The following is a 26,912-nucleotide window of genomic DNA, read 5'->3' on the forward strand; positions in this document are numbered from 1 at the left end:
GCAACAAAATCGTGGATTACTAATACTCTCACTATTCACGCCGGCCCCAGTCGCCGCCCCTGGCAATTTTTGGTAGGCTGCCGCCACACAGCTCGTCTATTCAAGGCATCAAATGAATATTAGAAATAGCGTATTAGAAATACTGGATGAAGTATTGAGCCTGAACGGCAAGGCTTTGACGTTTACTGATGAGACCGCTTTGCTGGGCGCCATTCCCGAGCTCGACTCGATGGCGGTGGTAGCTTTGCTGACCATGCTGGAAGATTCGCTCGGCTTGTCGATTGCTGATGACGAGATCGATGGTGAGGTATTTGCAACAGTCGCCAGCCTGCTTGCCTTTGTTCAGGCCAAACTCGCCTAGTGCACTGCACGCACCATGTCTCTTGAGGCTTTCTTTCTGCCCACCTCGGCAGGTCAGCGTTTCTGCACCCTGCACAGGCCCGCCGCCGGCCAGCCCTGCCTGGGTGCCGTGCTATTGGCCCAACCCTTTGCCGAGGAAATGAATAAATCGCGCCGCGCCTTGGCGGCGCTAGGGCGAGGCTTGGCCGCGCAAGGCTATGCAAGCTTGCTGATCGATCTGCACGGCTGTGGCGATAGCGAGGGCGATTTCGGTGCGGCCAGTTGGGATGGCTGGGTTGATGATCTGCTGGCTGCCCATGCCTGGCTACGCGACCACGTCAGCCCGACCATCTGGCTCTTCGGCCTGCGTACCGGCTGCCTTCTGGCCAGGGCGGCGGCCGCGCAGTTGGCACAACCGACTCAGCTCCTGTTCTGGCAGCCGGTGTTGTCCGGCAAGCAATTCCTGCAGCAGTTCTTCCGTCTGCAAAGTGCCGCCGCCTTGCTCGGCAAGCATGATAAGGTCGGTGCTTCCGAGCTTCGCACCGCCCTGGCTGCGGGGCAGACGGTCGAAATTGCCGGCTATCGGCTCAGCCCGGCTTTGCACGCTGGCCTTGAGGCAGCCGAGCTGGCGCCTCCCCCGCAGGGCGGCAGATTGCTTTGGGTACAGATACAGAATCGTGCCGATGCCGCCTTGCCCCCTGCCGCACAAACCTGCCTGGACAGCTGGCGCAGTGCGGGCTTCATGGTTAAAGCGACCTCACTGCCCGGCCCTGCCTTCTGGCAAACCGTCGAGATCAGCGACTGCCCCGAACTGGTGGAGAGCAGCCTTGCATTGCTACAGGGCCGTGAGGTAACAGCATGAGCTGGTCGGAACGCCCGTTGCAGTTCTGCTGCACAGATCAATGCTTGCTCGGCATATTGAATAGCGCAGCTGGCTCGGATAGCGATCTGGGCGTGCTGATTCTGGTGGGTGGGCCGCAGTACCGCATCGGTAGCCACCGCCAGTTCACCCTGCTTGCCCGGCATCTGGCCAATCAAGGCTTGCCTAGCCTGCGCTTTGATTTCCACGGCATGGGCGATAGCAGCGGTGAGATTCCCCATTTCGAAGCGGTGGAGCAGGACATTGCCGCAGCACTGGATGCGTTTCAGCAAGCACAACCGCAAATCAAGCGCTTTGTACTGTGGGGCTTGTGCGATGCGGCCTCGGCTGCACTGCTGTACTGGCATGCACGCCGCGATACGCGCATTCATGGCCTGTGCCTGCTCAACCCCTGGCTGCGTTCGCCCCAGCTTCAAGCCCGTGTGCAGGTCAAACATTACTATCTGCAAAGGCTGCTCGAGCCGGCGTTCTGGCGCAAGCTATTCAGCGGCGAGGTGCAAGTGCGTGCCAGCCTGCTTGAATTCCTCAGCAAGCTGAGCAGCCTGCGCAAAACGCGCCAGGCCACGCCCAGCCTGTCTTACCAGCAGAAGATGGCTGCGGCCTGGCGCGACTTCCCCGGCCCGCTGCTGCTGCTGCTGAGCGGACAGGACTTCACCGCCAAGGAATTTCTCGAGCACACGGCTACGGATGCCGACTGGCAAGGCTGGATGAACAAGCCCCATTTACGCCGCCAGCAGCTCGATGAAGCTGACCATACGTTCTCCTGCGCCGCCTGGCGTGGCTGGGTGGAAGAGCAGACCAGCCAATGGCTGCAGCAAAACCTAGCCGCCCCAGAAACTGCAAGCATGGCCGGTGGCGAAACCAGCAAATCGGCTACCCCGCGCCTGAGCGGCGATCCGCTTGCCCATCCCGTGCAAGGCTAACCATGGCCAACTCTCCATGCCGGCCACACCAAGGCCAATGCCACCCACAACGCCCTGCCGGCTTGGCCGCCAGCGCAGCCTCCTGCTTGCCGCCATGCCGCTGACTGCTCAACAGGCCAAGCTACCCGCCCCGATACCGCGCCTGCCCGTGCTGGGCTGGAGCACCTTGCGTGGCCGGCGCCGCTCGCCCATGCCCTGCCTGCTCGAACACCCTGGCGTGCAGTTCACTACTAGCGGGCGCGCGTCCATTCTGCTGGCCTTGGAGATGCTCGACATCCGCGCCGGTGACCGTGTGCTGGTGCCCACCTACCACTGCCCGACCATGGTGGCCCCGGTGGTAGCGCTTGGCGCACAGCCTTTGTTTTACCCGATCAGCGCCAGCGGTGCACCGGCGCTGGAATGGATTGCCGCACAGGACCTGCGCGGGGTACGCGCGCTGTTGGCCGCCCACTTCTTCGGGCTGCCCCAGCCCATGCAGCGCCTGCGCGCATGGTGCGATCAACACGGCATTGCCCTGATCGAAGACTGCGCACATGCCCTGTTCGGCAGCAGCGAAGGCCGTCCCATAGGCAGCTGGGGGGATCTGGCCATCGCCAGTCTGACCAAATTCCTGCCGGTGCCGGAAGGCGGCTGCCTGACCGTCAATGGTCGCACGCTGGCCCTGCCGCAACAGAGCGCCGCCGGTGCGGTCAGCCAGATCAAGGCCGCCGTAGACATGGTGCAGGTCGGCACCATGTTCCGCCGCTTCCGTGGCCTGAATACCGCGCTGGGTGGCTTGTTCACGCTATTGAACGCGCCGCGCAAGACGCTGCGGCGTAGCCGGCAGAACGAGGCCGAACCGGCATCGGGCAGCGACAGTCTGGAAGGCTTCTCCATCGATATGGCGCTGTCGCACCGTGCGCTGACCTCGGCTGCCACCTGGGTAGCCAGGCAATCGCCGCGTGAGCGCATCGTTGAAGGCCGGCGCGACAATTTCCGCCGCCTACTGGCCGCCTTCGCCGAGCATCCGCATCTGCGTCCGCTGTTCCGCAGCCTGCCAGATGATTGCGCGCCCTATGTCTTCCCACTCTGGGTCGACCAGCCCGATCCCGGCTATCAGGCCCTGCGCGAGGCCGGTGTACCGTTGTCGCGCTGGGATCGCCCTTGGCACGATGTGCCCAGTCTGGCCGGCGACCAAGGCCTGGCCTGGTCGCACCATGTCTTACAGCTACCCTGCCATCAGGACCTGCAGGCCGAAGAAATCGCCGTGCTGGTAAAGGAGATCAGCCGTGTCTATGCGGGCTGATCCGCGCCACAGCGGCAGCAGGCGGGCACATGGTTGAGCGGCGCGTGCTGATGATTGCCTACCATTTCCCGCCACTGAAAGGCAGCAGCGGCATTCTGCGCACCCTGCATTTCGTGCGCGATCTGCCGCGCTTTGGCTGGCAGCCCATGGTGCTCAGTGCCCATCCGCGCGCCTACGAAGCCTGTAGTGAGGAGCTGCTGGCCGAAGTGCCAGCCCAGGTCCTGGTCAACCGCGCGTTTGCGCTCGATGCACGCCGCCATCTCTCGCTCTGGCGGCGTTATCCGGGTTGGCTGGCGCGGCCCGATCGCTGGACCAGCTGGTTGCTCGGTGCGATTCCGCGCGGCTGGCTGCTGATCCGCCGCCAGCGGCCAGCCGTGCTGTGGAGCACCTACCCAATTCCCAGCGCCCATCTGATCGGCTACTGGCTGGCCCGCCTGAGCGGCCTGCCCTGGGTGGCCGACTTTCGCGACCCGATGGCGCACGACGGTTACCCCGAAGATGCACAAACCTGGCAGAGCTTCCTGCGTACCGAGCAGCGCGTCTTCGCACGCGCCGATCTGGCCGTATTTGCCACCCCGGGCGCGGCAGCCCTGTACCGCACGCGCTACCCAACCGCGGCGGCGCGCATTCATGTAGTGGAAAACGGTTACGACGAAGCCAGCTTCGCCGACCTAGGTCAGCCCGAGCTCGCGCCGCTACTGGCCAGCAAACGCGTGCTGCTGCATAGCGGCATCGTCTACCCGGCCTGGCGCAATCCGGAAGCGCTGTTTGCGGCACTGCGCAGTCTGCTCAACAGCCAGCCCGAGCTCGCCCAGCGCTGCGTGCTGCGCTTTCGCGCCCCGGTCCACGATGCATTCATCGCCACACTGCGCGAGCGCTACGACCTGCAGGAGCAGGTTGAAATACTGCCCGCCCTACCCTACCGGGCCGCGCTGGCCGAGATGCTGCGCGCCGATGGTCTGCTGCTTATGCAGTCGGCTGACTGCAATGCGCAGATTCCGGCCAAGTTCTATGAATACCTGCGTGCCAGCCGCCCGATCTGTGCGCTGACCGACCCGGCGGGTGACACAGCCACCGCCATGCGCGCGGCCGGCCTGCCGCATATCGCCGCGCTCGATGATGCGGCGCAGATTGCCATCACCTTGCAAGACTTTCTGCGCAGCATGGATGCGGGCACAGCGCCCGTGGCCAAACCAGAGGTGGTCAGCGCAGCGGCACGTAGCGAGCGCGCGCGTGAACTCGCGCATTTGCTAGATGGCCTGCACCAGCGCGCAGTCAAGCCCAATCGCAAAACCAGCATTGCCGCCACGCGCGGCAAGGAAGAGGAAAGCCATGAACTGGCAGATTTATCCGATTGAGCAGCTACGTGAGCTAGCTGGCGAGTGGGATGCGCTGCAGGCACGCAGCATGGGCCTGCCTTTTCTGGAGAGCTCCTTCCTGCTGCCACTGCTGGCCGAATTCGGCAGCGGCAACGAACGCCTGGCGATGGCCCGCGAGCAAGGCCAGGCGGTGGCCGCAGCCCTGCTGCGCCCGGGCAAGCTCGGCCTGTGGGAGCTGTTCCAGCCCTCCCAGCTGCCGCTGGGCGCCTGGCTTGCCCTGCCCACCCTGCCGCTGGCCGAGCTGGCCCAAGGTCTGATCGTGGCCCTGCCCGGCATGGCGCTCGGCCTAGGCCTCCCCCAGCTCGACTCGCGCCTGAGCCCACGGCCACAGGATGGCGACAGTGTGAGCACCCAGGACTATATCGAGACCGCCTGGCTGGACATCGCGGGCGACTTCGACAGCTATTGGGAAAGCCGCGGCAAGAATCTCAAGCAGAACACCCGCAAGCAGCGCAACAAATTGCAGAGCGAGGCGACCACGACCACGCTCGAATGCCTGGTCGACCCGGCCCAGGTGGCGGCCGCCATGGCCGATTACGGTCAGCTGGAAAGCGCAGGCTGGAAGGCCGCCAATGGTACGGCCGTGCATCCGGACAATGCCCAGGGGCGTTTTTACCGCCAGATGCTGGAAAACTTCTGCGCCATGGGGCGCGCGCGCATTTACCGCTACCGCTTTGGCGACAAGGTAGTGTCGATGGACCTGTGCATAGACAGCGGCGACAGCATCGTGATCCTGAAGACCGCGTACGACGAGTCCTACAAGACCATCTCGCCGTCCACCCTGATGCGCCAGGATGAGTTCCAGGCCCTGTTCGAGGAAGGCCGTTTCAAGCGCATCGAGTTTTACGGCAAGGTGATGGAATGGCACACGCGCTGGACCGAGACCAAGCGGCCCATTTATCACGCCACCGTCTATCGCTGGGGCATGCTGAAGGCCGTACACACCGGGCTGCAGAAGCTGCGCCAGCGCAAGCCGGCCGAAGCAGTGGCCGAGTGAGCGCGCCTTGAGCCAGTCCATTCCCCAGCACGCCCCCAACACCGCCAAGCCGGCACTATCGGTACGCGGCGCCCTGCTCTGGTCGTTTGCCGAGCGATACGCCAGCCTGCTGATCACCCTGGCCAGCACGATGCTGCTGGCGCGCCTGCTCACCCCGGCCCAGGTCGGCGTGTTTTCGCTGTGCGCGGCCTTTACCGTGCTGGCCAGCATCCTGCGCGACTTCGGCATCAGCGAATATCTGATCCAGGAAAAACAGCTGACGGCGGAAAAACTGCGCGCGGCCTTTGGCGTGGCGCTGCTCACCGCCTGGAGCATCGCCGCGCTCATCCTGCTGCTGCGCGGTGTACTGGCCGACTTCTATGCAGAGCCCGGCGTGGCCGAGGTACTGGCCGTGCTCAGCCTGAATTTCCTGATCCTGCCCTTTGCCTCGCCTGCCTATGCGCTGCTTAATCGCGAGATGGCTTTCAAGAAGATCTTCGTGATCCAGACCGTCTGCAGCGTCGTGCATGCAGGCACGGCGGTGTCGCTTGCCTGGCGGGGTTATGGCTATATGAGCCTCGCCTGGGCGCCGATTGCCAGCATCGTGGTGCAGACCCTGATGCTGGCCTGGCTGCGGCCGAAAGAATCGCTGCTGTTGCCCAATCTGAAAGCCGCCAGCGCCGTGTTCCAGTACGGGCTGATGTTCGTCAGCTCGCGCATCGTCGAATCCACCAGCCGCAATGCGCATGAATTCATCATCGCCAAGCAATTCGGCTTCGACGCGGTCGGCCTGTTCAGCCGCGCCTTTGGCCTGATCGAACTGTTCTTCACCAATATCACCTCGGCCATCCTGCGCGTAGCCAGCCCGAGCTTTGCCACCGACCACCGCGCCGGCATTCCGCTGGCTGGCACCTTTGCGCGCGGCACGGCCATCTTCACCAGCATCGGCTTCACCTTCCTCGGCTTTGTGGCGCTAATGGCGGCCGACATCATCCTGGTGCTATTCGGTCATCAGTGGGATGCGGCGGCACCGATTACCAGCCTGCTTGCGCTGTCGCTGCTGCCCGCCTATCTGATTGCGCTGGCCCCCAACCTGATGGCCGCCACCGGCAATGTGAAGCGCCGCCTACAGATCTCGCTGTGCTGCGCGCCCGTGCATCTGCTCGGGGTACTCGGTGCGGCCTTCATCAGTCTGCATGCGGTGGCCCTGGTCTGGGCATTCAGCAATACCTTGATGCTGGTGCTGTATGCGCGCCAGCTGGCCATCGTGTTGCAGCAGCCGGCACGGCGCCTGTTTGCGCCCAGTTTGGCCAGCGTCGCCGTCGCGCTCGGCTCGCTGACCGGCCAGTTCGGCACGCTCTGGCTATGCCAGCAGGCCGGCCTGCCCGCCTTGCTGCGCCTGATCCTGGTGGTCATGGCCGGCGCGCTTGGCTGGCTGCTGGCGGTGCGGCTATGCCGCCACCCGGTCTACGATGAGATCGACCGCCTCTGGCAGCGTGTGCGCCCACGCCGCGCCAAGCTCTCCCCTACCTGATGCCCTGCTTTGACTTGCGACCATGACCGATACCACGCTCCTGCATGAATTGATCTTCGCCTCGGCCCAGCGCACCCCCGCTGCCCTTGCCCTGCGTTATCAGGGCGAATCGCTCAGCTATGCGCAGCTGGCCGCGGCGGTGCGCGGCTTTGCCCACGGCCTGCTGCAACTCGGTTTGCAGCGTGGCGAGCGTGTGGCCATCTATCTGGAAAAGCGCTTCGAAACCGTGATCGCCAGCTTTGGCGCCACGGCGGCCGGCTGCGTGTTTGTGCCGCTCAATCCGCTGCTCAAGCCAGAGCAAGTCGGCTATATCCTGCGCGACTGCAATGTGCGCGTGCTGGTCAGCTCGCCCGAGCGCCTGGCCCTGCTAGAGGACACGCTGCCCGCCTGCCACGATCTGCGCCATATCGTGGCGCTTGGCACGGCCGAGCTCGCGCTGGGCGGTGCGCTGGAGCTCAGTCGCTGGGATGCGCTGCTGGCAGCGCCGGCCCAGGCCGGCCACCGGCTCATCGATGTGGATATGGCAGCCATCCTGTACACCTCGGGCAGCACCGGCAAACCCAAGGGCGTGGTGCTGTCGCACCGCAATATGGTGGCCGGCGCCAAGAGCGTGGCCAGCTATCTGCGCAATGGACCGGATGACATACTGCTCGCCGCGCTGCCGCTGTCCTTCGATGCCGGCTTCAGCCAGCTGACCACGGCCTTCCATAGCGGTGCGGCCGTGGTGCTGCTCAACTACCTTTTGCCGCGCGATGTGCTGAAGGCGCTCGAACGCGAGCGGGTGACCGGCCTGACCGCCGTACCGCCGCTGTATATCCAGCTCGCCCAGCTGAGCTGGCCCACGGGCATTACCGAACATCTGCGTTACTTCGCCAATACCGGCGGGCGCATGCCGCGCGAAACGCTGCAGACCCTGCGCGGCCAGCTGCCACAAACCCAGCCCTTCCTGATGTACGGGCTGACCGAGGCCTTCCGCTCCACCTATCTGCCACCTGAAGAGGTGGACAGGCGCCCCGATTCGATCGGCAAGGCGATCCCGAATGCCGAGATCCTCGTGCTGCGCGAGGACGGCAGCCCCTGTGCGCCGCATGAACCGGGCGAACTCGTGCATCGTGGTGCGCTGGTCGGTATGGGTTACTGGAATGATCCGGAAAAGACCGCCGAGCGCTACAAGCCGCTGCCCAGCCATGCGCCGGGCCGTCAGGGCGGACTGGTGCTGCCCGAGCTGGCCGTGTTCTCGGGCGACACCGTACGCCAGGACGAGGAAGGCTTTCTCTATTTCATTGGCCGGCGCGACGAGATGATCAAGACCTCGGGCTACCGGGTCAGCCCGACCGAGGTGGAGGAAATCCTCTACGCCACCCGTCTGGTCGGTGAATGCGTGGCCTTCGGCGTCGAGCACGCGAGCCTGGGCCAGGCCATTCAGGTGATTGCCACCGCACCGGACGGTGCCGAGCTCGATATCGCCGCCCTACAGGCCGAGTGCCGCAGCCGCATGCCCGCCTATATGGTGCCGGCCGGCATCGTCGGCCGCACCGGCCCGCTGCCGCGCAACCCGAATGGCAAGATAGACCGCAAGACGCTCGCCAGCGAATGGCTGAGCCAGGAGTCCGCATGAGTAACGAAGCGCAGCCGGCGCGCAGCCTGCCCACCCACGCGCCCATGGACCAGTTTGCCCGCCAGGGCGATGAGCTGCTGATCGGCGGTATGCCGCTCAGCCGCCTGGCCGCCCGCGTGGGCCGCACGCCCTTCTATGCCTACGACCGCAGCCTGCTCAGCCAGCGCGTGGCCGAGCTGCGCGCGGCGCTGCCATCTGGGCTCAAGCTGCATTACGCGATGAAGGCCAATCCGATGCCGGCCGTGGTCTGCCATATGGCCGGCCTTGTCGATGGTATCGACGTGGCGTCGGCCGGCGAGCTGCGCGTGGCGCTCGATAGCGGCGCTGACCCGGCGGAGATCAGCTTTGCCGGGCCGGGCAAGCGGCACGAGGAGCTGGCCCAGGCGGTGGCGGCCGGCATCCTGATCAATATCGAGTCGTTTCGCGAGGTGAGCCTGCTGGCCGAGATAACTCGCGATAGCGGCTACCGCGCGCGCGTGGCGGTCAGGGTAAATCCCGACTTCGAGCTCAAGCACTCGGGCATGAAGATGGGCGGCGGCCCCAAGCAATTCGGCGTGGATGCCGAGCAGGTGCCCGAGCTGCTGGCCGCCATCGGCCGCGCCGAGCTTGATTTCGAGGGCTTTCATCTGTTTTCGGGCTCGCAAAGCCTGAAACCGGAAGCCATCGTGGACGCGCAATGCCAAAGCTATGCGCTGGCCTTGCGCCTGGCCGAACACGCGCCCAGCCCGGTGCGTTTCCTCAATCTGGGCGGCGGCTTTGGCATTCCCTATTTCCCAGGCGAGCAGCGTCTTGATCTCGCCAGCATCGGCGCCAATCTGGCCCAGATTCAGCGCGAGGCGCGCGAAGCCCTGCCACAGGCCGAGCTGGTGATCGAGCTCGGCCGTTACCTGGTCGGCGAGGCCGGCATCTATGTGGCGCGCGTGCTCGACCGCAAGGTGTCGCGCGGCCAGGTCTATCTGGTCACCGATGGCGGTTTACACCACCATCTGTCCGCCTCGGGCAATTTCGGCCAGGTGATCCGCAAGAACTACCCGGTCGCCATCGGCAACCGCCTAGAGGCGCCCGTGGAAAGCGGTGTATCGGTGGTTGGCCCGCTGTGTACACCGCTCGATCTGCTCGGCGACAAGATGAACCTGAACGAGGCGCAGCCCGGTGATCTGGTAGTCATCTATCAGTCGGGCGCCTATGGCCATACGGCCAGCCCGCAGGCCTTCCTTGGCCACGAAGCCGCGCTGGAAGTGCTGGTGTGAGTCGAGCATGAGCGGCGCGCCCACCTCCTCCCGGTTGAGTGAACTCGACGCGCTACGTGGCATCGCGGCGCTGCTGGTGGTGTTATTTCATTACACCACCCGCTACCAGGATTTGTATGGCCATAGCCAGGCGCCGATGTTCGCGCTGCCCTGGGGCCATTACGGGGTGAACCTGTTCTTCATGATCAGCGGCTTCGTGATCTTCATGACCCTGGAACGCACACGCCGGCCGCTCGATTTCGTCGTCTCTCGTTTCAGCCGCCTGTATCCGGCCTTCTGGGCGGCGGTGATCCTGACCTTCCTGATCACCAGCTGGCTGGGCCTGCCCGGCAAGACAGTCAGCCTGCCGACCGCGCTGGCCAATCTGAGCATGTTCCACAGCCTGTTCGGCATTGCGCATGTGGATGGCGTGTACTGGACCCTGGAAGTGGAGCTGATCTTCTATGCCTGGGCCTTGCTGATCTTCCGCCTGGGCTGGCTCACGCATATCCACCTGCTGTTGGGCCTACTGTTCGCGCTACGCCTGATCTACTTCGGCTTCGAAACCGGCCTGCAGATCGACCTGCCCTGGACCGTGTTCCGCCTGCTGATCCTGAAGTTCATCCCCTGGTTCGGCGCCGGCATCATGATCTACCGGCTGAGCCAGACCGCAGGCCCGCATGGTCGCGACTGGGGCGTGCTGCTGGCGGCGATCCTGCTGTTGGCCATCGTCGATGGCCCGGCGATGGCCGTGCTGGCCGCCGGCCTCGCCGCGCTGCTGTATGGGGCGACCAGCGGCCGCCTGCCCTTACTGCGCCAACCCGTGCTGGTCTGGCTGGGCGCCATTTCCTACACCCTGTACCTGCTGCATGAAAACATCGGCTGGGCCGTCATGCGCCAGCTGCAGGCCGCCGGCCTCAATAGCAATTTGAGCATCCTTGTGGTGCTGGCCCTGTCGCTGGGCTTAGCCACGCTGCTGACCCGGCTGGTCGAGCAACCGGCCATGCACTGGATACGCACGCGCTACAAGCGCCGCCAGCAAGCCCAGGCACCGGCTGCTGCCGTGGAGGTGCGATGAGATTCCGCCGTGCTGCCGGCAGCGCCGGCCTGCTGCTACTGGCCTTGAGCGGTATGGCCGCCCTGCTGCTGCGCCCGCCAGCGGCCGAGACCAGCCTCGCCCAGCGCATGGCCACGCTGCACACGCCGACCGCGGCCGCCCGTATCGACTGCGCCATGCTGCGTGCGCAACAGCCGCTGGTGCTGCTGGTGCTCGGGCAGTCGAATGCGGCCAACCATGCCGAGCCAGGCCCGCAGCCCGCGCCGCCGCTCTCGCTCTGGCATGGCGGCGATTGCTACCGCGCCCAGGCACCGCTGCCCGGCGCCACCGGCCAGGGCGATAGCTTGTGGCCATGGCTGAACCAGGCCCTGGGCGGCGAGCTGGCGGGCAGACCCCTGCTGTTTGTCCTGCTGGCAGTGGAAAGCACGCGCCTGGCCGACTGGACCGAGGCCGGCCCACTGCACAGCCAATGGCAACAGCTGCTGCTACAACTGCGAGCCAGCCAGCTCAAGGTCGACCTCGTGCTCTGGCAGCAGGGCGAGGCCGATAGCCGCGCGGCGACCACGCCGGACGCGTATCGGCAAGGCCTACACAAGCTACAGGCCCAGTTGCATGCCGGTGGTGTGTCGGCGCCCATCATGCTCGCACGCTCCAGCTATTGCCCGCCGGCCCAACATCAGGCCATCCATGCCGTGCAGACCGAGCTCGCCTTGCAGGCAGCCGGCTTTCTGGCCGGGCCGGATACCGATGCGCTGCAAGGCCCGGCACGCTCGGGCGGCTGTCATTTTTCCCGCACCGGTCTGCAAGCTGCCGCCGCCAGCTGGGTCGCCCCCTTGCGCGACTGGGCCAGCAAGCAGCAGAGCGTGGTCCAAGTACAGGCAAGCCATTGAATAAACGTTATATCTGGATGATTTCACTATGATACTCAGCGCCTCGACCCCGACTGCCAGCAGCCAGGCCAATGCCAGCGTGCTCTGTCACGGCAATCCACGCTTTGCCGATGCGAATCTGGCCCGCATCGCCCGCACCGAAGGACTGGAAGCTGCCTGGCTGACCGCCTTCAAGCGCGATGGTGTGCGCTGTGCCGCCAGTGTGAGCGGCGATTTCGCGGTCGCACTCAACGACGGTCAGGGGCGCATCTATCTGGCGGTCGACCGTTTTGCCATCCGCACCCTGTGCTACCGGCAGGACGGCCACCAGCTGCGCTTCGCCCAGCGCGCCGACGAGCTGATCAGCCAGGATACTGAGCGCGAGGCGCAGATCGACCCGCAGGCGATCTTCGACTATCTGTATTTCCATATGATCCCCTCGCCGCGCACCATCTTCCGCGATGTGCTGCGCCTGCCACCCGCCCATTACGCACTGTTCGAGGGCGGTGAGCTCGAGGTATCGCCCTACTGGACCGCGAGCTTTCACGAGGATCATCACAGCTCCTTCGAATCCTTCCGCGCCACTTTCCGCCAGCTGCTCAAGGATTCGGTCGCCACCCAGCTCGGCCAGCTCGATCCGAGCAAGATTGGCTGCTTCCTCAGCGGTGGCACCGATAGTTCCACCGTGGCCGGCATGCTGGGCGCGGTCAGCGAGCAGGCCGCCAATAGCTACTCGATCGGCTTCGATGCCGCCGGCTATGATGAGATGGCCTATGCACGCATCGCCGCCAAGCACTTCAAGACCCGCCACCACGAGTACTACGTGACGCCGGAAGACCTGGTGCGCAGCATTGCCGAGGTGGCCGCCCACTACGACCAGCCCTTCGGCAATTCATCCGCCCTGCCCGCCTTCTACTGCGCCAAGGTGGCGCGTGCCGATGGGCGCGAGAAAATGCTGGCCGGCGATGGCGGCGACGAGCTGTTTGGCGGCAATAGCCGCTATGCCAAGCAACGTGTATTCGGCTGGTATCAACACCTGCCCGAGCCGCTGCGCAATGGCCTGATGGAGCCGATGCTGGAGCGGCGCGCGCTGAGCAAGGTGCCGCTCTTGCGCAAGGCCGCCAGCTATGTCGAACAGGCCAAGGTGCCGATGCCGGATCGACTGCAGATGTACAACCTGCTGCTGCGCCTGGGCACCGAGCAGGTGCTGACGGCCGACTTCCTGGCCCAGGTGGATAGCACGGCACCGGCCGAGCAGCAACGCGCAGTGTGGAGCCAGGCCAAGGAGGGCAAGGCCATCGACCAGGTTCTGGCCTTCGACTGGCGCTACACGCTGGCAGAGAACGATCTGCCCAAGGTGGTCGGCACCACCCAGCTGGCCGGCGTGGCAGTGGGCTTTCCGATGCTGGACGAGCGCTTGCTGGAGTTTTCCCTGCGCCTGCCGGCCGATTACAAGCTCAAGGGCCTCAAGCTGCGCTGGTTCTTCAAGGAGGCGCTGCGCGGCTTCCTGCCGGACGAGATCATCAGCAAGAAGAAGCAGGGCTTCGGCCTGCCGTTCGGTGTGTGGGCCACCCAGCACAGCGGCCTGCGCAGCCTGGCCGAGGACTCGCTGAATAGCCTGGCTCGGCGCGGCATCGTACGTGCCGACTTCATCCGCAGCCTGCTGGAGGAAAAGCTGACCGAGCACCCCGGCTATTACGGCGAGATGGTGTGGATCCTGATGATGCTCGAGCAGTGGTTGCAGGCCAAGGCGCCCAAGTACGGACTGGCCTGAGACCGTGCAGCGCAGCTACGGGAAAAAATAAAAAACCGGGCCTGACCCGGTTTTTTATTGGCTAACAGTCAGGGCGGCGCTTACAGCCCATCAAGCTTGATCTTGTGCTGACGCTTGCGCACCTTGGCCGCCAGATAGTTACGATTGCTCTTGGTCGGGAACACGCCGGTGGAGATCACTTCCTGCACCTCGATGCCGTAATCCTTGAGCTGCTGCGCCTTGTCCGGGTTATTGCTGAGCAGGCGCACCTTGCTCACGCCCATGGCCTTGAGCATCTGCGCGGCCGGCTCGAAGCTGCGGCCGTCCTCGGGCAGGTTCAGGCAGCGATTGGCCTCGAAGGTATCCATGCCCTGCTGCTGCAGGCGATAGGCAGCCAGCTTCGCGTACAGGCCGATGCCGCGCCCTTCCTGGCGCAGGTAGAGCAGGATGCCGCCTTCACGGCTGAACATCTTCAGGGCCTCGTGCAGCTGCGGACCACAATCACACAGCTCGGAGCCGAATACCTCCCCGGTCAGGCATTCCGAGTGCACGCGCACCAGCGGCACCGCCTGCTCCTTCCAGGGCGCAAAGGCGACGGCAATGTGCTCGTCCTCGCCAAAGCCATCGAAGGTAAAGAATTCCGAGCCTGCCGGCAGGTCCTTGAGCGGGATGCCGACGCTGTCTTTGAGAGCAACCATGAGATTCAATCTGCAGGGCGATGGCCACGGGCGCATCGCGGGGATTTAAACAGTCGGGCAGCGACGAGGGACATTCGCCGTGCCTGCTTGTCGAGCAGATGGGGGCGATAGGCGCGCTTACAAGTGCCGGTGCCGATTCAAGGCGCGGCAGGCGCGCTGCCCGGCTCAGCCACTTCTGTCTTGGCGGCCGGTGTCGCCTGCTCGACGGTAGCTTCCGGCACCGCGGCCGGCTTGGCCTCGGCATCTTCAGGCAAGGGGGCCGGCTCTTGCCAGCGACCAAGCTTGCTCAGCTTCTGCTTGAGGCCAGGCAGTTGGAAGCCGGCACGGTAAGCGCGCTGCGCAGCAGCCAGCGATTCCTCGTAACGTTGCAGGTCGAAGTATGCCAGACCGACGCTGTAGTCGAAATTCATGTCCGATTCGGGCGCCTGCTTGAGGCCGGCTTCCAGCTTGCTCAGCGCCTCGGTCTTATTGCCCTGCTTGATCAACCAGTTTGCCCACAGCACCTTGACCATGCCATCGTCGGGCGCAAAACGTTCGGCCCGGTCGAGCCAGCAATCCACCGTATAGCGCGAGCCGCGCGGCTTATTGTTCTGCTCGCGCAGGGCCAGATTCATCATGGATAACAGCGCGCGGTGATGATTGGGAAAGGCGCGCAAGGTGTAATCAATATCGCCACCGACATGTAAGGCAGTGCGCCCTCTGATCAGTGATTCGATATAGGGGGTGAAATGCGCGCTTTCCACCAAGCGCTTGGGTTCACCGAATTGATGGCGGTAATCAAATGGGCCAAAGGCATTACCCACGCTACCACAGGTCATTTCATCCGCCTGGGCGGCCAGGCCACCCAGCATGCACAGCAGGAACAAGTACTTACGCACACCACACCTCAGAAAGAAGCCAAGCAGGCGATTAGTCTAACTCGGCACCTGCTATGCCGACATAGTAGTCTTGGCCCAGTGGCTTTTTTCATCGAATTGATTTCGTCTTTTCTATTATTTAAATAGCGCGCATGAATATTAGAAAATTAGACATATTGACTCATAAAGAATCACGCCAATACATCGCGTAAACTCGGCCGCTCACGCTATTACCACCCACCGCCTTGTGCTTGCATACATCGCAGTGGGCCCGATCAGGATTCCGAACCCGCATGCATGGTGAATTCGCACAGCGCCTGAACTGGCATCTGTTCAGCGCCCTGGATGGGCTGACCCGCCTGGGTAAGCCTGTCGCCCAGCCTCTGGCGCCAGGCCGGCCACAGCCTGCCATTTGGTTATTTATTTCCACCATTGGCGAAATGAATGCGATTGGCGGCTTTCTCGAGCGGCTCGCCACGCTGATACCCGCCGAACACTGGGTCATACTCAGCGACCGCAAGATCTACCGCAGCGCCTATCTACAGCGTTTTCCCAGCGCCCAGGTGGTAGAGATTTCCGACGACCCGCGGGAAGCTGCCGCGCTGGCTGCGCAACGCCCGCCAGCGCTGCTGCTAGTGGCGGAAATTCCACTGCAACCGTCCGATGCGCCATGCCGGCTGCCCTATGCCTGGGCACATAGCGCGCGCCGGCATGGCGCGGCCCTGCTGCTACTCAATGGTTGGCCCTATCGCTATCAACCAAGCTGTCGCGCTGATCTGCTCGAACGCAAGCTGCTGGGCCGCGCTTGGCTACGGGCTTTCGATCTGGTCTGCATCCAGGATCAGGCCGGCGCCGACTTCGTGCTCGCGCACGGGGCAAGGCCGGCCAGCGTGCATATCACCGGCAATATGAAGTTCGATGCACTGGCCCAGTCCAGCACCCCGCCAGCCGAAGCCGAGAATAGTCTGGCCAGCTGGCTGCAGGCGAGCGGGCGCCCGAGCATCGTGGCCGGCTCGGTCACCGATGCGGCCGAGCAGGAACTGGTGCTGGCCGCCTTTGCCCTTTTGCGCCAACAGGAAGCGAACGCGCGCCTGCTGCTGGCCCCGCGCCACCCGGAAAACCCGGCCGTGATGGCCAATATCGCCCAGCAATGCCAGCAGTTCGGCCTTAGCCAGCAGCTGCGCAGCGCCATGCTGGCGGGCGAGGCCGACCGCGCTGCCGCCTGCTTGGTGCTCGATACCATGGGCGAGCTGCGCACAGCGTTTCGCTTTGGCGCCGCCAGCCATATCGGCCGCGACCATAATCTGCTCGAACCGCTCTGCGCGGGCCTGCCGGTCAGTGCGCTGCCCGACTGGAACAGCAGCTATCCCAGCTACCCAGTGTTCAAGCTGCTGGCCGAGGGCGGTGATGTGGCGCTACATGACGACGCGCGCGGCCTGGCCGACTGCTGGCAGGCCGCCCTGCGCGCGCATACAGCCGCCCAGCAGGCCGCGCGCGCGCAGAGTCTGCACCAGCGCTTTGGCGGCGCGACCGAGCGTAGCTGGCAGCTCGCCAGCCCCTATCTGAACCAGGCCAGGGCGCGCCTAGGCCTGACCTGAGGCCGTCGCACCGCCGGGCCAGTAGCCCGCACGATGAAAAAAGCCGCCCTAAGGCGGCTTTTTGTTGGCTGGCGACGCTTAGTTGGCGCTGATGCGCGTGATGGCGCTGCGCGTCAGCACATAGAGCGCACCATCCTGCCCGACCAGCATATCGACTGGGTTGCCGGCAACACGTGCGAACGCATAGGCGGCATTACCATTGGCCAGGTCCAGGCGGGCGATAAAGCGGCTCACATAGTCGGCAAAGTAGTAATTGCCGCGGTAGCTGGCCGGAAAGGCGCCATTGGCCGGGTAGAAAGTGCCGCCGGCAATCGAGAAGCCGGTGAAGAAGCCGCCAGGCCCAGAGCCGGCCGGATTGGCCGCGCTGTGCTTATAGCTGAACAGCGGTGCGGCGTGGTTGGCCTGCAGGCCATCCGGGCCTTCCGAGTTGGGCCAGCCATAGTTGGCAGCGGCCACGCCCTGGTTGATCTCTTCCCAGGTGTTCTGACCCACATCATTGATATGGATGCGCCCGGTGACCGGCTGCACAGCAAAGGTGAACGGGTTGCGCAGGCCATAAGCCCAGACCGCGCGGGCAAGGCCGGCTTGGCTGGCGTAGAAGGGGTTATCGCTCGGAATGGTGCCATCGGCATTCACGCGCAGCAGCTTGCCAAACACGCTGGACAGATTGGCTGCCTGCGCGCCGTTGGCATTGTCGCCCACACCGATATACAGCTTGCCATCCACGCCAAAGTGCAGTGCACCGCCATTGTGATTGGTGGCGCCGGAGAGATTTGGCAGCTCAATCGGCAGGCCGAGATCGGTGTCCTCAAGGCCATTCGATACATCATTGCTGAGCAGGATGCGGCTAATGCGGTTGTGCGCCCCGCCCTGCGGGCTCGTGTAGTGCACATACAGGCGTCCACTGCTGGCAAAGTCGGGGGCCACGGTCAGGCCGATCAGGCCACGCTCACCAGTGGCATCCACGCTGAGCTGGTGCGCAGCACCGGCCAGCAGCGCGCCATTCTTCACCACACGCACTGCACCACCCTGCTCGGCCACAAAGAAGCGCCCATCTGGGGCCTGGGTAAAGGCGGTGGCGCTGTTCAGGCCACTGACCCAGCTCTCGTTCTTGCTGAAGCCCTGCGGCAGTGTGGCGCTACCGCCAAAGCTGACCGTCGCACTGGCCCAGGCACTACGCTGCCCGGCCGCATTGCGCGTGCGGGCGCGGATGATGTGCTGACCCGCCGGATACAGGCTGGTATCCACGTCCACCGCATAGGGCGCCACGGTGTCCTCGCTACCTAGGGTCGCGCCATCGAGCTGGAATTCCACCCCGACCGTGCCGCTGACCGCCGTCGCACTGATGGTCTGCACACCGGTCAGATTGTTCGCGTAATTGGCCGGCGCGGTCAGGCTCAGGCTGGGCGTGCCGCCGCCATCGTCCGGCTCATCCTCCGCGCCACCGCAAGCGGCGAGCAATAGTGTCAAACCTAATAGACTGAGATTGCGCATATTTCCTCCTTGTGGGTCTTGTTAATTTGTTTGCTGGACCGCAGTACCCGCGCGCCTAACGCTTGGCTTCGGCCTGCAGCACGCGCTGGCGACGGCTTTCCGACAGACAGATGCCGCTGGCGACCGAGACATTCAGGCTTTCCACCGTGCCGAACATCGGGATGCTGACCAGCACATCGCAGTGCTCGCGCGTCAGCCGGCGCATGCCCTCGCCCTCGGCCCCCATCACCCAGGCCAGCGGGCCAGTCTGGTCAAAATGGTAGAGATCGGTTTTGGTATCCATATCGGTGCCCGCCACCCAGATGCCGGCATCCTTGATATCGCGCAGGGTACGCGCCAGATTGGTCACCACGATATAGGGCATTACCTCGGCTGCGCCGCAGGCCACCTTGGACACGGTGGCATTGATGCCGACCGATTTGTCCTTGGGCGCGATCACGGCATGCACGCCCATCGCATCGGCCACGCGCAGGCAGGCACCCAGATTATGCGGATCGGTAATCCCATCCAGAATCAGCAGGAGCGGCGGGCCGCTGATGTCTTCCAACACGTCCTCGAGCGCCATGAAGGTCTTGTTAGCATCGATGACCGCTGCCACGCCCTGGTGGCTGCGCTGGCCGGTCAGCCCATCCAGGCGGCTCGCATCGGCCGGAATCAGCTTGATCTTGTGTTGGGCCGCCAGCTTGAGCAGCTCGTTCATGCGCGGGTCGTGGCGTTCGCGGCTTACATAAAGCTCGAGCACACTGTCGGGCAGGCGGGAAAGTCGGGCGGTGACGGCATGAAAACCGTGCAGGACGCGGGTATTGGACATGGTGAGTTCCTTGATGGTGTTCTGTTACGGGCACTGCCAGCAAACCCATTTTCGTCGCGATGCGACGTTGCTCGCGAAAAATGTCTCCTCACCTATCGATATAGGTAGCGTCGACTTTTTTCACTCGCGCCTTGCCTCGCTGAGAAACTGGGCTTGCTGGCAGCGCCCTTATAGCGCCTGCTCAACCAGCAGTTGCAAGCTGCGCCGGCCTTGCCATTCATTCACGGACAGCTGATAGACCGCCTCGATCTCGTCGGGCAGCGGATCGGCGTGCTGAAAGCGCATCGCCTCGAACAGTTGGCCGCCCTGGCCCTCCAGCTGCAGCTTCAGGTGTTTTTCGCCCACGACGCGCTGGCTGCGCACCCGGAAGCGCCCGATAAAGCGCGGCGCCGGAAAGCCCTGGCCCCATACGCGCCGATCGAGGCGCTCGGCCAGTTCCAGGCACAGCGCATCACGGCTCAGCTCGCCATCGGTTTCCACGGTGCGAGTTAGCTCGGCCTCACTCAGCAGCTCGCGGCACACGGTTTCGAATACGGCGCGGAAGCGCTCGATGCCGGCCGGATCGGCCAGGGTCAGGCCGGCCGCCATGGCATGACCGCCGAACTTGGCGATCAGTGCCGGTTCGCGCTTGGCCACCAGGTCAAGCGCATCGCGCAGATGCAGGCCAGGGATAGAGCGCCCCGAGCCCTTGATCTCGCCCGCCAAGCCCTCGGCCAGCACGATGGTCGGGCGGTGATGCTTGTCCTTGAGCCGGCTGGCTACTAGGCCGACCACGCCCTGGTGGAAGTCCGGGTCGAAGACGGTCAGGCTGTAACGGTCGTCCACACTGATCTGGTCGAGCTTGCTCTGCGCAATCGACTGCATATCGGCCTCGATATTGCGCCGCTCGCGGTTCAGCTGATCGAGCTCGCGCGCCATGGCCAGTGCCGCCTCATGGCTGTCGGCCACCAGGCAGGCAATCCCTAGGCCCATATCGTCGAGCCGGCCCGCTGCGTTCAGGCGAGGGCCGACCATGAAGCCGAGATCGAAGGCACTGGCACGACGCACCTCGCGTCCGGCAGCCTGGAAGATGGCCAGCACGCCCGGACAGGCGCGCCCGGCCCGCATGCGCTTCAGGCCCTGCTCGACCAGGATGCGGTTATTCGCGTCGAGTTTGACCACATCGGCCACCGTGCCCAGCGCCACCAGGTCGAGCAGATCGGCCAGGTTGGGCTCGGGCCGCTCGGCAAAGGCATTGCGGCGGCGCAGTTCGGCGCGTAGGGCCAGCAGCACATAGAACATCACCCCCACCCCAGCCAAATGCTTGCTGGCGAAGCGGCAGCCAGGCTGATTCGGGTTGACGATTAGCGCCTCGGGCAGCTGCTCGCCAGGCAGATGGTGGTCGGTGACCAGCACCTCGATGCCCAGTTCGCGCGCACGCGCCACACCGGCCACGCTGGCGATGCCATTGTCCACTGTCACGATCAGCTGAGGCTGCTTACCGGCGGCCAGGTCGACGATTTCCGGGGTCAGACCATAGCCGTATTCGAAACGGTTCGGTACCAGGAACTCGACCCGTGCACCAAACAGGCTCAGGCCGCGCAGGCCAACGGCGCAGGCGGTTGCACCATCGGCATCGTAATCGGCCACGATCAGGATGCGCTGCTGCGCGGCAATCGCGTCCGCCAGGCGCACGGCGGCTTCCGCCGCGCCCTTCAGGCCCTCGACCGGCAGCAGATGCTTGAATTCGGCCTCCAGCTCCTGCGGGTCGGCAATGCCGCGTGCGGCATAGATGCGCGCTTCCACCGGGTGCAGGCCGGCAGCCAGCAGGGTTTGCTCGGCCTGGGCGGGAACGGGGCGGGTCAGGATATGCATGGGCTTAAATGGCGGCGGCCAGCACAGAGCTGGCCGCGAAATCGGAAACAAGGTCGCTATTGTGCCGCGTTTTCACCGCCAAGCGCAGGCTTAAAGTTGCTTGAGCGGGCGCGGCTTGCGCCAGAACTTCCAGCGCTGCCCGGCATGTAGCGTGATCTGCACGGTGCGATCTTCGCCCGGCAGGACCAGACAAACATCATCGACCTTCCCCTGCCGCCAGGCCTGCCAGAGCGGCAGCAGAAAGCCTTGCTCAAGCACCTGCAGCGCGGCACGCCAGGCATGGATATCACCGCGATTGAGCGGCGCGACCAGACTGTCAAGCAACAGCAGGCTGTCGGGCGGCGGTAGATGCTGGAGCCCATCCGGCAGATCGCCATGCGCGATGCCGGCCGCCTGGGCCAGACCGCGCGCCAGCGCATCCTCGGCATACAGCTGCGCGGCGGGTTTGGCCAAGGCACGCAATGGCTGGCCTTCACCCCATAGCCACACCGAGTTGGCGGAAAGCTGGCCGGCCTGCTCGCGCACATCGTTGACCGGCTGGGTGTATAGCAGCATCTGGATCTCGTTCAGCAGCCGGTGCCAGGCCATGGCGTTCTCGCCGCGCGGCATGCAGGGGCGGATATCGCGCCCGAGCGCCTCGGCCAGCGGCGTCGTCTGGCCATCCATGGCCATGGGCAGGCGTAGATACCAGCGGCTGGGCGTGGCGGCCACGAAGCTGTAGCCATCGGCACGGTATAAGCCGTTCAGCGCGTCAACCAAGGCCTGTGCCTCGTCCATGCGCAGATTGAGTACGCTGGCGTCAAACAGCAGCGCGCGGTCGCGGTCGGCGCGCAAATGCACAGGGTCGGCGCGCAGCCAGTGGCCGGCCTCGGCATCAGGCAAGTCCAGAGCCAGGGTCAGCGCGGCGGCGCTGACATCCTGTGCGTTAAAGGCCTGGCGCAGCCATTGCTCAGTACTGGCCGGCGCCGACACGCACTGCTCGCCACGTCCGAGCAGGGCCGTCAGGCCGGGCAGGTCCAGATCGGCACTCGGGTCAAAGGCCATCTGGCCGGGCTGCGCAGCAAAGCGCAGCGAGGGAATCACAAGGGTCAGCATCAGATCGACAAGGAGTTATTGCTGGTGTCGCCAGGCGCGGCGGGCTCTTCCGTCTCCACCAGGCGTTCGGCGCGGTAGAACACGCAATCGGCACCAATTTCGTGCTGGTTGACGATGCGGAAGGACAGTGAGCCTTCACGCGTGCCGGGGGCGCTGTAGATCTTGCCTAGCTCGAGTTCGGGCTTGGCCAGTATCAACAGATGGTGGTTGCCATTAAGCGGATCGGGACGCAGATACAGCGCGAGCAGATTATCCCAGGACTGATGATCGGTGACCTTCTCCCACTGCGACACCTTGGCGCGCCGGGTCAGCCGTACCGATTCTGGATCGCGCCCGAGCAGCTGCACGCCGGCCAGCATCTCGCCCTGGGCACGTGCGATCGCGCGCCGCACGATGCCGATGCGCCAGTTCACATCCTTGTCGGTGCGCACACCGAGAATTTGCCCGACCTTGAGCCAGCCCGTGTGCTTGACCAGCTTGAGCCCAACGCCGGTAGCGCTGACATCCTCGACCTGGGCGCGCTCCACGGTCGGCTCCAGCGTCTTGGTATTGCTCTGCTGCTGGGCGGCGGCCACCAGGCGGCGCACGGCGGTGAAGTCGTAGACGATATTGAGCGAGCCGCTGATCGCCTTGCGCTCGGCCATGCGTTTGATCTCGCGACCACTCCAGCGATTCTTCAGATGCTTGATCACGGTCAGCGTCTCGGCCAGCTCCAGCTTGCCGCTCGGATCGATCTTCTGTGGCACGCTGCGCTGATTGGCGATCAGCTGCTCGAGCGCGATCAGCTCGCGCAAGCTCTTCTCCAAGCCATAGAACAGACCCTTGCCTTCCTGTTTGAGCTGGGTAGGCACGCGGGTCAGCACGGTGGGCGGGTTGTCGTTATTGTCGACCTGGCCAAACGGCGTGGCGCTCGAGTGCTGGTCGCTCACACTAATGAAGCCGGCCAGCGCATCAGCCAGTCGATCGGCAATCAAAAGCTGGCGGCCCTGCAGATCAGGCGTCAGCGTGCGCGAGAGCAGCACGAGATGGGCCAGCTGCTTTTGCAGGCGACCCGCATCGCCTTCGTTCTTCTGGGTGATGCGCACACTGAGCGTGCCACCGAGGCCGAGCGCGAACTCGGCCGCCGGGCGGATCTCATGCCAGGGCAGGCGATCGGTCTTCGGCTCGCGCACAAAGCGCACCACATGATCGCGCCCTATCCAGTACAGCCAGTTGGCCACCGAGGCCTGCACGAGCGGGGTATTGGTCGGCTTGCGCGCCAGCTCCACCATTTCACGCCGCAATGCCTCGGTATAAAGGCTGAGGATGATGTCGCAGAACGGCACCATATTCTGGGTGAGCAGATTCATGCGCGCATGATTGGATTGCGCATCCAGCATGGCGGCCAGCGCCGCCTCCAGAATGGTGCGCAGGCTGGCATCCACCCCGCGCAAGATGACCAAACCGTCCTGGCGCTCCTTGCCGCGGCGAAGTTCCTGGTTCAGCCATTCCTGCAGCGATTGCATCGCCTGCATGGGCGCCAGCTCGGCTGCGCTCTGGACGGTGGCAATCGCCTTCTCCAACCGCGACTCGCGGCCAAAGACAAACAGTCGTTTCAAGGTATCGATCATGTGTTTTTATCGCTTGGGTCGTGGCGGCATTTTAACGCCGCAAATCTCATGCCACTTTATATTCGTGGGTGCTGTCGCAGCTTTGGTTCCCATGCCCGCTGTGGCAAACTGCGCGCTTCGCTTTTTTAAAGGCTGGTAGCAACCTGTTGCGCAATTGTGTCTCGAAGCCAACATCCGTTTCCTACCCCAAGCAGCCCCTTATGAATTCCTTCGAATGGTTGATTGGCCTGCGCTATACGCGGGCCAAACGCCGCAACGGCTTTATTTCCTTTATCTCCGCTGCCTCCATGATAGGCATTGCCTTGGGCGTCGCGGCGCTGATCGTCGTGCTGTCGGTCATGAATGGCTTTCAGCGCGAAATCCGCGGGCGGATTCTGGAAGTGGCCTCGCATATCCAGGTCAGCGGCCAGGGTAATCGGCTGGCCGACTGGCAGACCGTGGCGAATGAGCTGAAAGGCGCACCCAAGGTGCTGGCCACCGCCCCCTACGTGCAGGCGCAGGGGCTGATCTCGTTTGACGGCAATGTACAGGGTGCCATGCTGCGCGGCGTCCTACCCGCGCAGGAAGACCAGGTGGCAGGCCTGGGCCGACATATGGTGGCCGGTCGCCTTGATGCCTTGAAACCAGGCGAGTTCGGCATCGTGCTCGGCCAGGACCTCGCGCGTGCGCTGGGCGTGGGCCTGGGTGAAAAGATCACCATGATCACCCCGCAGGGCAATATCACCCCAGCCGGCATGGTGCCGCGCATGAAGTCCTTTACCGTGGTCGGCCTGTTCCGCATCGATATGTATCAGTACGACGCAGGTCTGGCGCTGATTGCCCTGCAGGATGCGCAAAAGCTGTTCCGCATGGGCGAGGAAGTGAGCGGCGTGCGCCTGAAGATCAGCGATCCGCTCGAGGCACCCTATGTGTCGCAGCAGCTGGCCCAGGCCAGCCAGCGCCCGCTCTGGTTTAGCGACTGGACCATGGAGAACTCGCAGTACTTCCGCGCCGTGCAGATCGAGAAACGCATGATGTTCCTGATCCTGACGCTGATCGTGGCGGTTGCCACCTTCAATCTGGTCTCGGGCCTGGTGATGGCGGTCACCGACAAGCAGGCCGATATCGCCATCCTGCGCACGCTGGGCGCCTCGCCGGGCAGCATCATGCAGATCTTCATGATCCAGGGTGCCACGGTCGGCATCGTCGGCACGCTCAGCGGCGTCTTGGGCGGCGTACTGCTGGCCTTGAATGTGGGTAGCGTGGTCAGCTTCTTCGAAGGTCTGCTGGGCATGCAGGTGCTATCACCACAGGTCTATCTGATCTCCTCGCTGCCCAGCGAGGTCTTGCTCAGTGATGTGAGCGCCATCGGCCTGATTTCCCTGGTGCTGGCCTTCCTGGCCACCCTTTACCCAAGCTGGCGTGCCGCCAAGACCAACCCGGCGGAGGCGCTGCGTTATGAGTGAGCTGATTCTCGAGGCCAAAGGCCTCAGCAAGACCTATCCCGATCTGGAAGTACCGGTATTGGACGGGGTGAACCTCAGCGTGACCAAGGCCGAGAAGCTGGCCATCATCGGCAGCTCCGGTTCGGGTAAGAGCACGCTGCTGCATCTGCTCGGCGCGCTCGACACGCCTTCGCAGGGCGAGGTACTGATCCAGGGCCAGAACCCGTTTACGCAGAGCGAGGCCGCGCGGGGCAAGCTGCGCAATCAGCTGCTGGGCTTCGTCTACCAGTTCCACCATCTGTTGCCCGAATTCAGCGCACTGGAGAACGTCGCCATGCCGCTGCTGATCCGTCGCCTGCCGCGCAGCGAGGCGCATGCGCGCGCGGCCAGCATGCTGGAGAAGGTCGGCCTTGCCCATCGCCTGCAGCACAAGCCGGGTGAGATGTCCGGCGGCGAGCGCCAGCGTGCCGCGATTGCCCGTGCTCTGGTCAGCGAGCCGGCCTGCCTGCTGGCCGATGAGCCGACCGGCAATCTGGACAGGCATACGGCCCATGCGGTGTTCGACCTGATGCTGAGCCTGAACGATAGCCTGGGCACCGCCCTGGTCATCGTCACCCACGACCCGGAACTGGCCGCACGCACCGGCCGCGTCTTAACCCTGAACGACGGCCGCTTGGCCGTCTAAGCCCTGCGCCGCAGCGAAACCGCCATGTACAAGCTCATTATTCAAGCGCCCGAGATTGCCACCCAGAACCTGAAACGCCTGGCCCAGCTGTGCGGTGCCAGCGAGATCAGCGCCGTGCGCGCAGGTCAGCTCGCCCACCAGGCTTTCAAGCTGCAGGCGGCGGAGCCCGATAGCCAGGCGGCCGTGGCAACCTTCTGTGCCGAAGCCGGCTATGACTACGCTTTTGTTGCGCACGATGCGCGGCTGGCTGATATCGGCCTCGTGGTCATGGATATGGACTCCACGCTGATCACCATCGAGTGCATCGATGAGATCGCCGACATGCAGGGCATCAAGGAACAGGTCGCCGCCATCACCGCGCGCTCGATGCGCGGCGAGCTCGACTTTCGCCAGAGCCTGACTGAGCGGGTGGCCTTATTGGCCGGCCTTGAGGAAAGCGCGCTGGAGCGTGTGTATAACGAGCGCCTGCAGCTGATGCCGGGCGCACCGACCCTGCTGAAGGCCGTGCATGGCGTAGGCGCACGCACGCTGCTGATTTCCGGTGGTTTCACCTTCTTCACAGAGCGCCTGCAGGCCAAACTGGGCCTGAGCCGGGCCATTGCCAATGTGCTGGAAGTAGTGGATGGCCGACTGACCGGGCGCATCGTGGGTGATATCGTCGATGCGCAGCGCAAGGCTGATGAGCTGGCGCGCTACCAAGCCGAACTGGGCCTACGCCGCGAGCAGGTGATTGCGCTTGGCGATGGGGCGAACGATCTGCTCATGCTCGCCGCAGCCGGATTCGGTATCGCCTGTCACGCTAAGCCCAAGGTCAAGGCCGAGGCCGCATTTGCGCTTGATCAGACCGGGCTCGACGGCGTACTCGCCTATTTCGACTGAGCGCAAGTCAGGAGCAATTACTCCAATCCGCAATCGGCGGGCGTGAATTTTTGCATTGCAGCAAT

General features: G+C 64.2%; 23 protein-coding genes. 16 read left to right on the top strand and 7 right to left on the bottom strand.

The annotated features are described in order from the left end of the window. The first annotated feature begins 112 nt into the window (after positions 1-112). Genes BT173_RS07115 through BT173_RS07170 form a run of 12 tightly spaced genes read left to right on the top strand, consistent with a single transcriptional unit; the run spans position 113 to position 13,863 of the window. Positions 113-361, top strand: a complete 249-nt coding sequence (locus tag BT173_RS07115) for an acyl carrier protein (protein WP_072427953.1) — start codon at positions 113-115, stop codon at positions 359-361. 15 nt (positions 362-376) lie between these two features. Beyond that, positions 377-1,201, top strand: a complete 825-nt coding sequence (locus tag BT173_RS07120; RefSeq protein ID WP_072427954.1) for a hydrolase 2, exosortase A system-associated — start codon at positions 377-379, stop codon at positions 1,199-1,201. After that, a complete protein-coding gene (locus tag BT173_RS07125; RefSeq protein WP_072427955.1) occupies positions 1,198-2,142 on the top strand; it encodes a hydrolase 1, exosortase A system-associated in 945 nt (314 codons plus the stop codon). The genes BT173_RS07120 and BT173_RS07125 overlap by 4 nt, the downstream gene beginning before the upstream one ends. A gap of 37 nt (positions 2,143-2,179) precedes the next feature. Beyond that, complete coding sequence (locus BT173_RS07130; RefSeq protein ID WP_175545573.1) at positions 2,180-3,427, top strand: DegT/DnrJ/EryC1/StrS family aminotransferase; 1,248 nt, start codon at positions 2,180-2,182, stop codon at positions 3,425-3,427. A gap of 29 nt (positions 3,428-3,456) precedes the next feature. Then, positions 3,457-4,785, top strand: a complete 1,329-nt coding sequence (locus BT173_RS07135; protein WP_245794145.1) for a glycosyltransferase — start codon at positions 3,457-3,459, stop codon at positions 4,783-4,785. Continuing rightward, on the top strand, positions 4,760-5,803 hold the full coding sequence (locus tag BT173_RS07140) for a GNAT family N-acetyltransferase (RefSeq protein WP_072427957.1): 1,044 nt from the start codon (positions 4,760-4,762) through the stop codon (positions 5,801-5,803). Before BT173_RS07135 ends, BT173_RS07140 begins: the two co-directional genes overlap by 26 nt. Positions 5,804-5,810: 7 nt before the next feature. Continuing rightward, entirely contained in the window at positions 5,811-7,316 is a 1,506-nt protein-coding gene (locus tag BT173_RS07145) for an oligosaccharide flippase family protein (protein WP_072427958.1), read from the top strand. A gap of 22 nt (positions 7,317-7,338) precedes the next feature. Then, on the top strand, positions 7,339-8,934 hold the full coding sequence (locus BT173_RS07150; RefSeq protein WP_072427959.1) for an acyl-CoA ligase (AMP-forming), exosortase A system-associated: 1,596 nt from the start codon (positions 7,339-7,341) through the stop codon (positions 8,932-8,934). Next, positions 8,931-10,184, top strand: a complete 1,254-nt coding sequence (locus BT173_RS07155) for a pyridoxal-dependent decarboxylase, exosortase A system-associated (RefSeq protein WP_308417559.1) — start codon at positions 8,931-8,933, stop codon at positions 10,182-10,184. Before BT173_RS07150 ends, BT173_RS07155 begins: the two co-directional genes overlap by 4 nt. 7 nt (positions 10,185-10,191) lie before the next feature. Further along, positions 10,192-11,241, top strand: a complete 1,050-nt coding sequence (locus BT173_RS07160; RefSeq protein ID WP_072427960.1) for an acyltransferase family protein — start codon at positions 10,192-10,194, stop codon at positions 11,239-11,241. Continuing rightward, positions 11,238-12,110 (top strand): sialate O-acetylesterase, encoded by an 873-nt coding sequence (locus BT173_RS07165; RefSeq protein WP_072427961.1) that lies wholly within the window; start codon positions 11,238-11,240, stop codon positions 12,108-12,110. The genes BT173_RS07160 and BT173_RS07165 overlap by 4 nt, the downstream gene beginning before the upstream one ends. 28 nt (positions 12,111-12,138) lie before the next feature. After that, positions 12,139-13,863, top strand: a complete 1,725-nt coding sequence (locus BT173_RS07170; protein WP_072427962.1) for an asparagine synthetase B family protein — start codon at positions 12,139-12,141, stop codon at positions 13,861-13,863. 80 nt (positions 13,864-13,943) lie between these two features. Here BT173_RS07170 and BT173_RS07175 read toward each other — a convergent pair whose 3' ends face one another. Next, a complete protein-coding gene (locus BT173_RS07175; RefSeq protein WP_245794146.1) occupies positions 13,944-14,540 on the bottom strand; it encodes a GTP cyclohydrolase II in 597 nt (198 codons plus the stop codon). Between the two features lie 137 nt (positions 14,541-14,677). Further along, positions 14,678-15,418 (bottom strand): hypothetical protein, encoded by a 741-nt coding sequence (locus BT173_RS07180; protein WP_084658302.1) that lies wholly within the window; start codon positions 15,416-15,418, stop codon positions 14,678-14,680. 272 nt (positions 15,419-15,690) lie between these two features. Between BT173_RS07180 and BT173_RS07185 the strand changes: the two genes are divergently transcribed. Beyond that, positions 15,691-16,995, top strand: coding sequence for a glycosyltransferase N-terminal domain-containing protein (locus BT173_RS07185; RefSeq protein ID WP_072427964.1), 1,305 nt, complete (start codon positions 15,691-15,693; stop codon positions 16,993-16,995). Positions 16,996-17,073: 78 nt separating this feature from the next. Here the strand turns inward: BT173_RS07185 and BT173_RS07190 are convergent, their stop codons facing one another. The 5 genes from BT173_RS07190 to BT173_RS07210 all read right to left on the bottom strand — a co-directional run bounded on the left by BT173_RS07190 (position 17,074) and on the right by BT173_RS07210 (position 23,859). Next, on the bottom strand, positions 17,074-18,489 hold the full coding sequence (locus BT173_RS07190) for a PQQ-dependent sugar dehydrogenase (RefSeq protein ID WP_084658304.1): 1,416 nt from the start codon (positions 18,487-18,489) through the stop codon (positions 17,074-17,076). Between the two features lie 55 nt (positions 18,490-18,544). Beyond that, entirely contained in the window at positions 18,545-19,300 is a 756-nt protein-coding gene (gene rlmB, locus BT173_RS07195) for a 23S rRNA (guanosine(2251)-2'-O)-methyltransferase RlmB (protein ID WP_072427966.1), read from the bottom strand. Positions 19,301-19,468: 168 nt separating this feature from the next. Further along, entirely contained in the window at positions 19,469-21,154 is a 1,686-nt protein-coding gene (recJ, locus tag BT173_RS07200; RefSeq protein ID WP_072427967.1) for a single-stranded-DNA-specific exonuclease RecJ, read from the bottom strand. Positions 21,155-21,244: 90 nt separating this feature from the next. Then, positions 21,245-22,249 (bottom strand): hypothetical protein, encoded by a 1,005-nt coding sequence (locus BT173_RS07205; protein WP_084658306.1) that lies wholly within the window; start codon positions 22,247-22,249, stop codon positions 21,245-21,247. Continuing rightward, positions 22,249-23,859, bottom strand: a complete 1,611-nt coding sequence (locus tag BT173_RS07210) for a hypothetical protein (protein WP_072427969.1) — start codon at positions 23,857-23,859, stop codon at positions 22,249-22,251. The genes BT173_RS07205 and BT173_RS07210 overlap by 1 nt, the downstream gene beginning before the upstream one ends. Before the next feature lie 200 nt (positions 23,860-24,059). Between BT173_RS07210 and BT173_RS07215 the strand changes: the two genes are divergently transcribed. From BT173_RS07215 to serB, 3 genes are read left to right on the top strand one after another with little or no spacing between them, the layout of a single operon-like run. Continuing rightward, entirely contained in the window at positions 24,060-25,304 is a 1,245-nt protein-coding gene (locus BT173_RS07215) for a lipoprotein-releasing ABC transporter permease subunit (protein ID WP_072427970.1), read from the top strand. Beyond that, on the top strand, positions 25,297-25,968 hold the full coding sequence (lolD, locus tag BT173_RS07220) for a lipoprotein-releasing ABC transporter ATP-binding protein LolD (protein WP_072427971.1): 672 nt from the start codon (positions 25,297-25,299) through the stop codon (positions 25,966-25,968). The genes BT173_RS07215 and lolD overlap by 8 nt, the downstream gene beginning before the upstream one ends. Before the next feature lie 24 nt (positions 25,969-25,992). Next, entirely contained in the window at positions 25,993-26,847 is an 855-nt protein-coding gene (gene serB, locus BT173_RS07225; RefSeq protein ID WP_072427972.1) for a phosphoserine phosphatase SerB, read from the top strand. Positions 26,848-26,912 lie beyond the last annotated feature (65 nt).

The organism is Chitinimonas taiwanensis DSM 18899 (assembly GCF_900119825.1).
Lineage (GTDB): Bacteria > Pseudomonadota > Gammaproteobacteria > Burkholderiales > Chitinimonadaceae > Chitinimonas > Chitinimonas taiwanensis.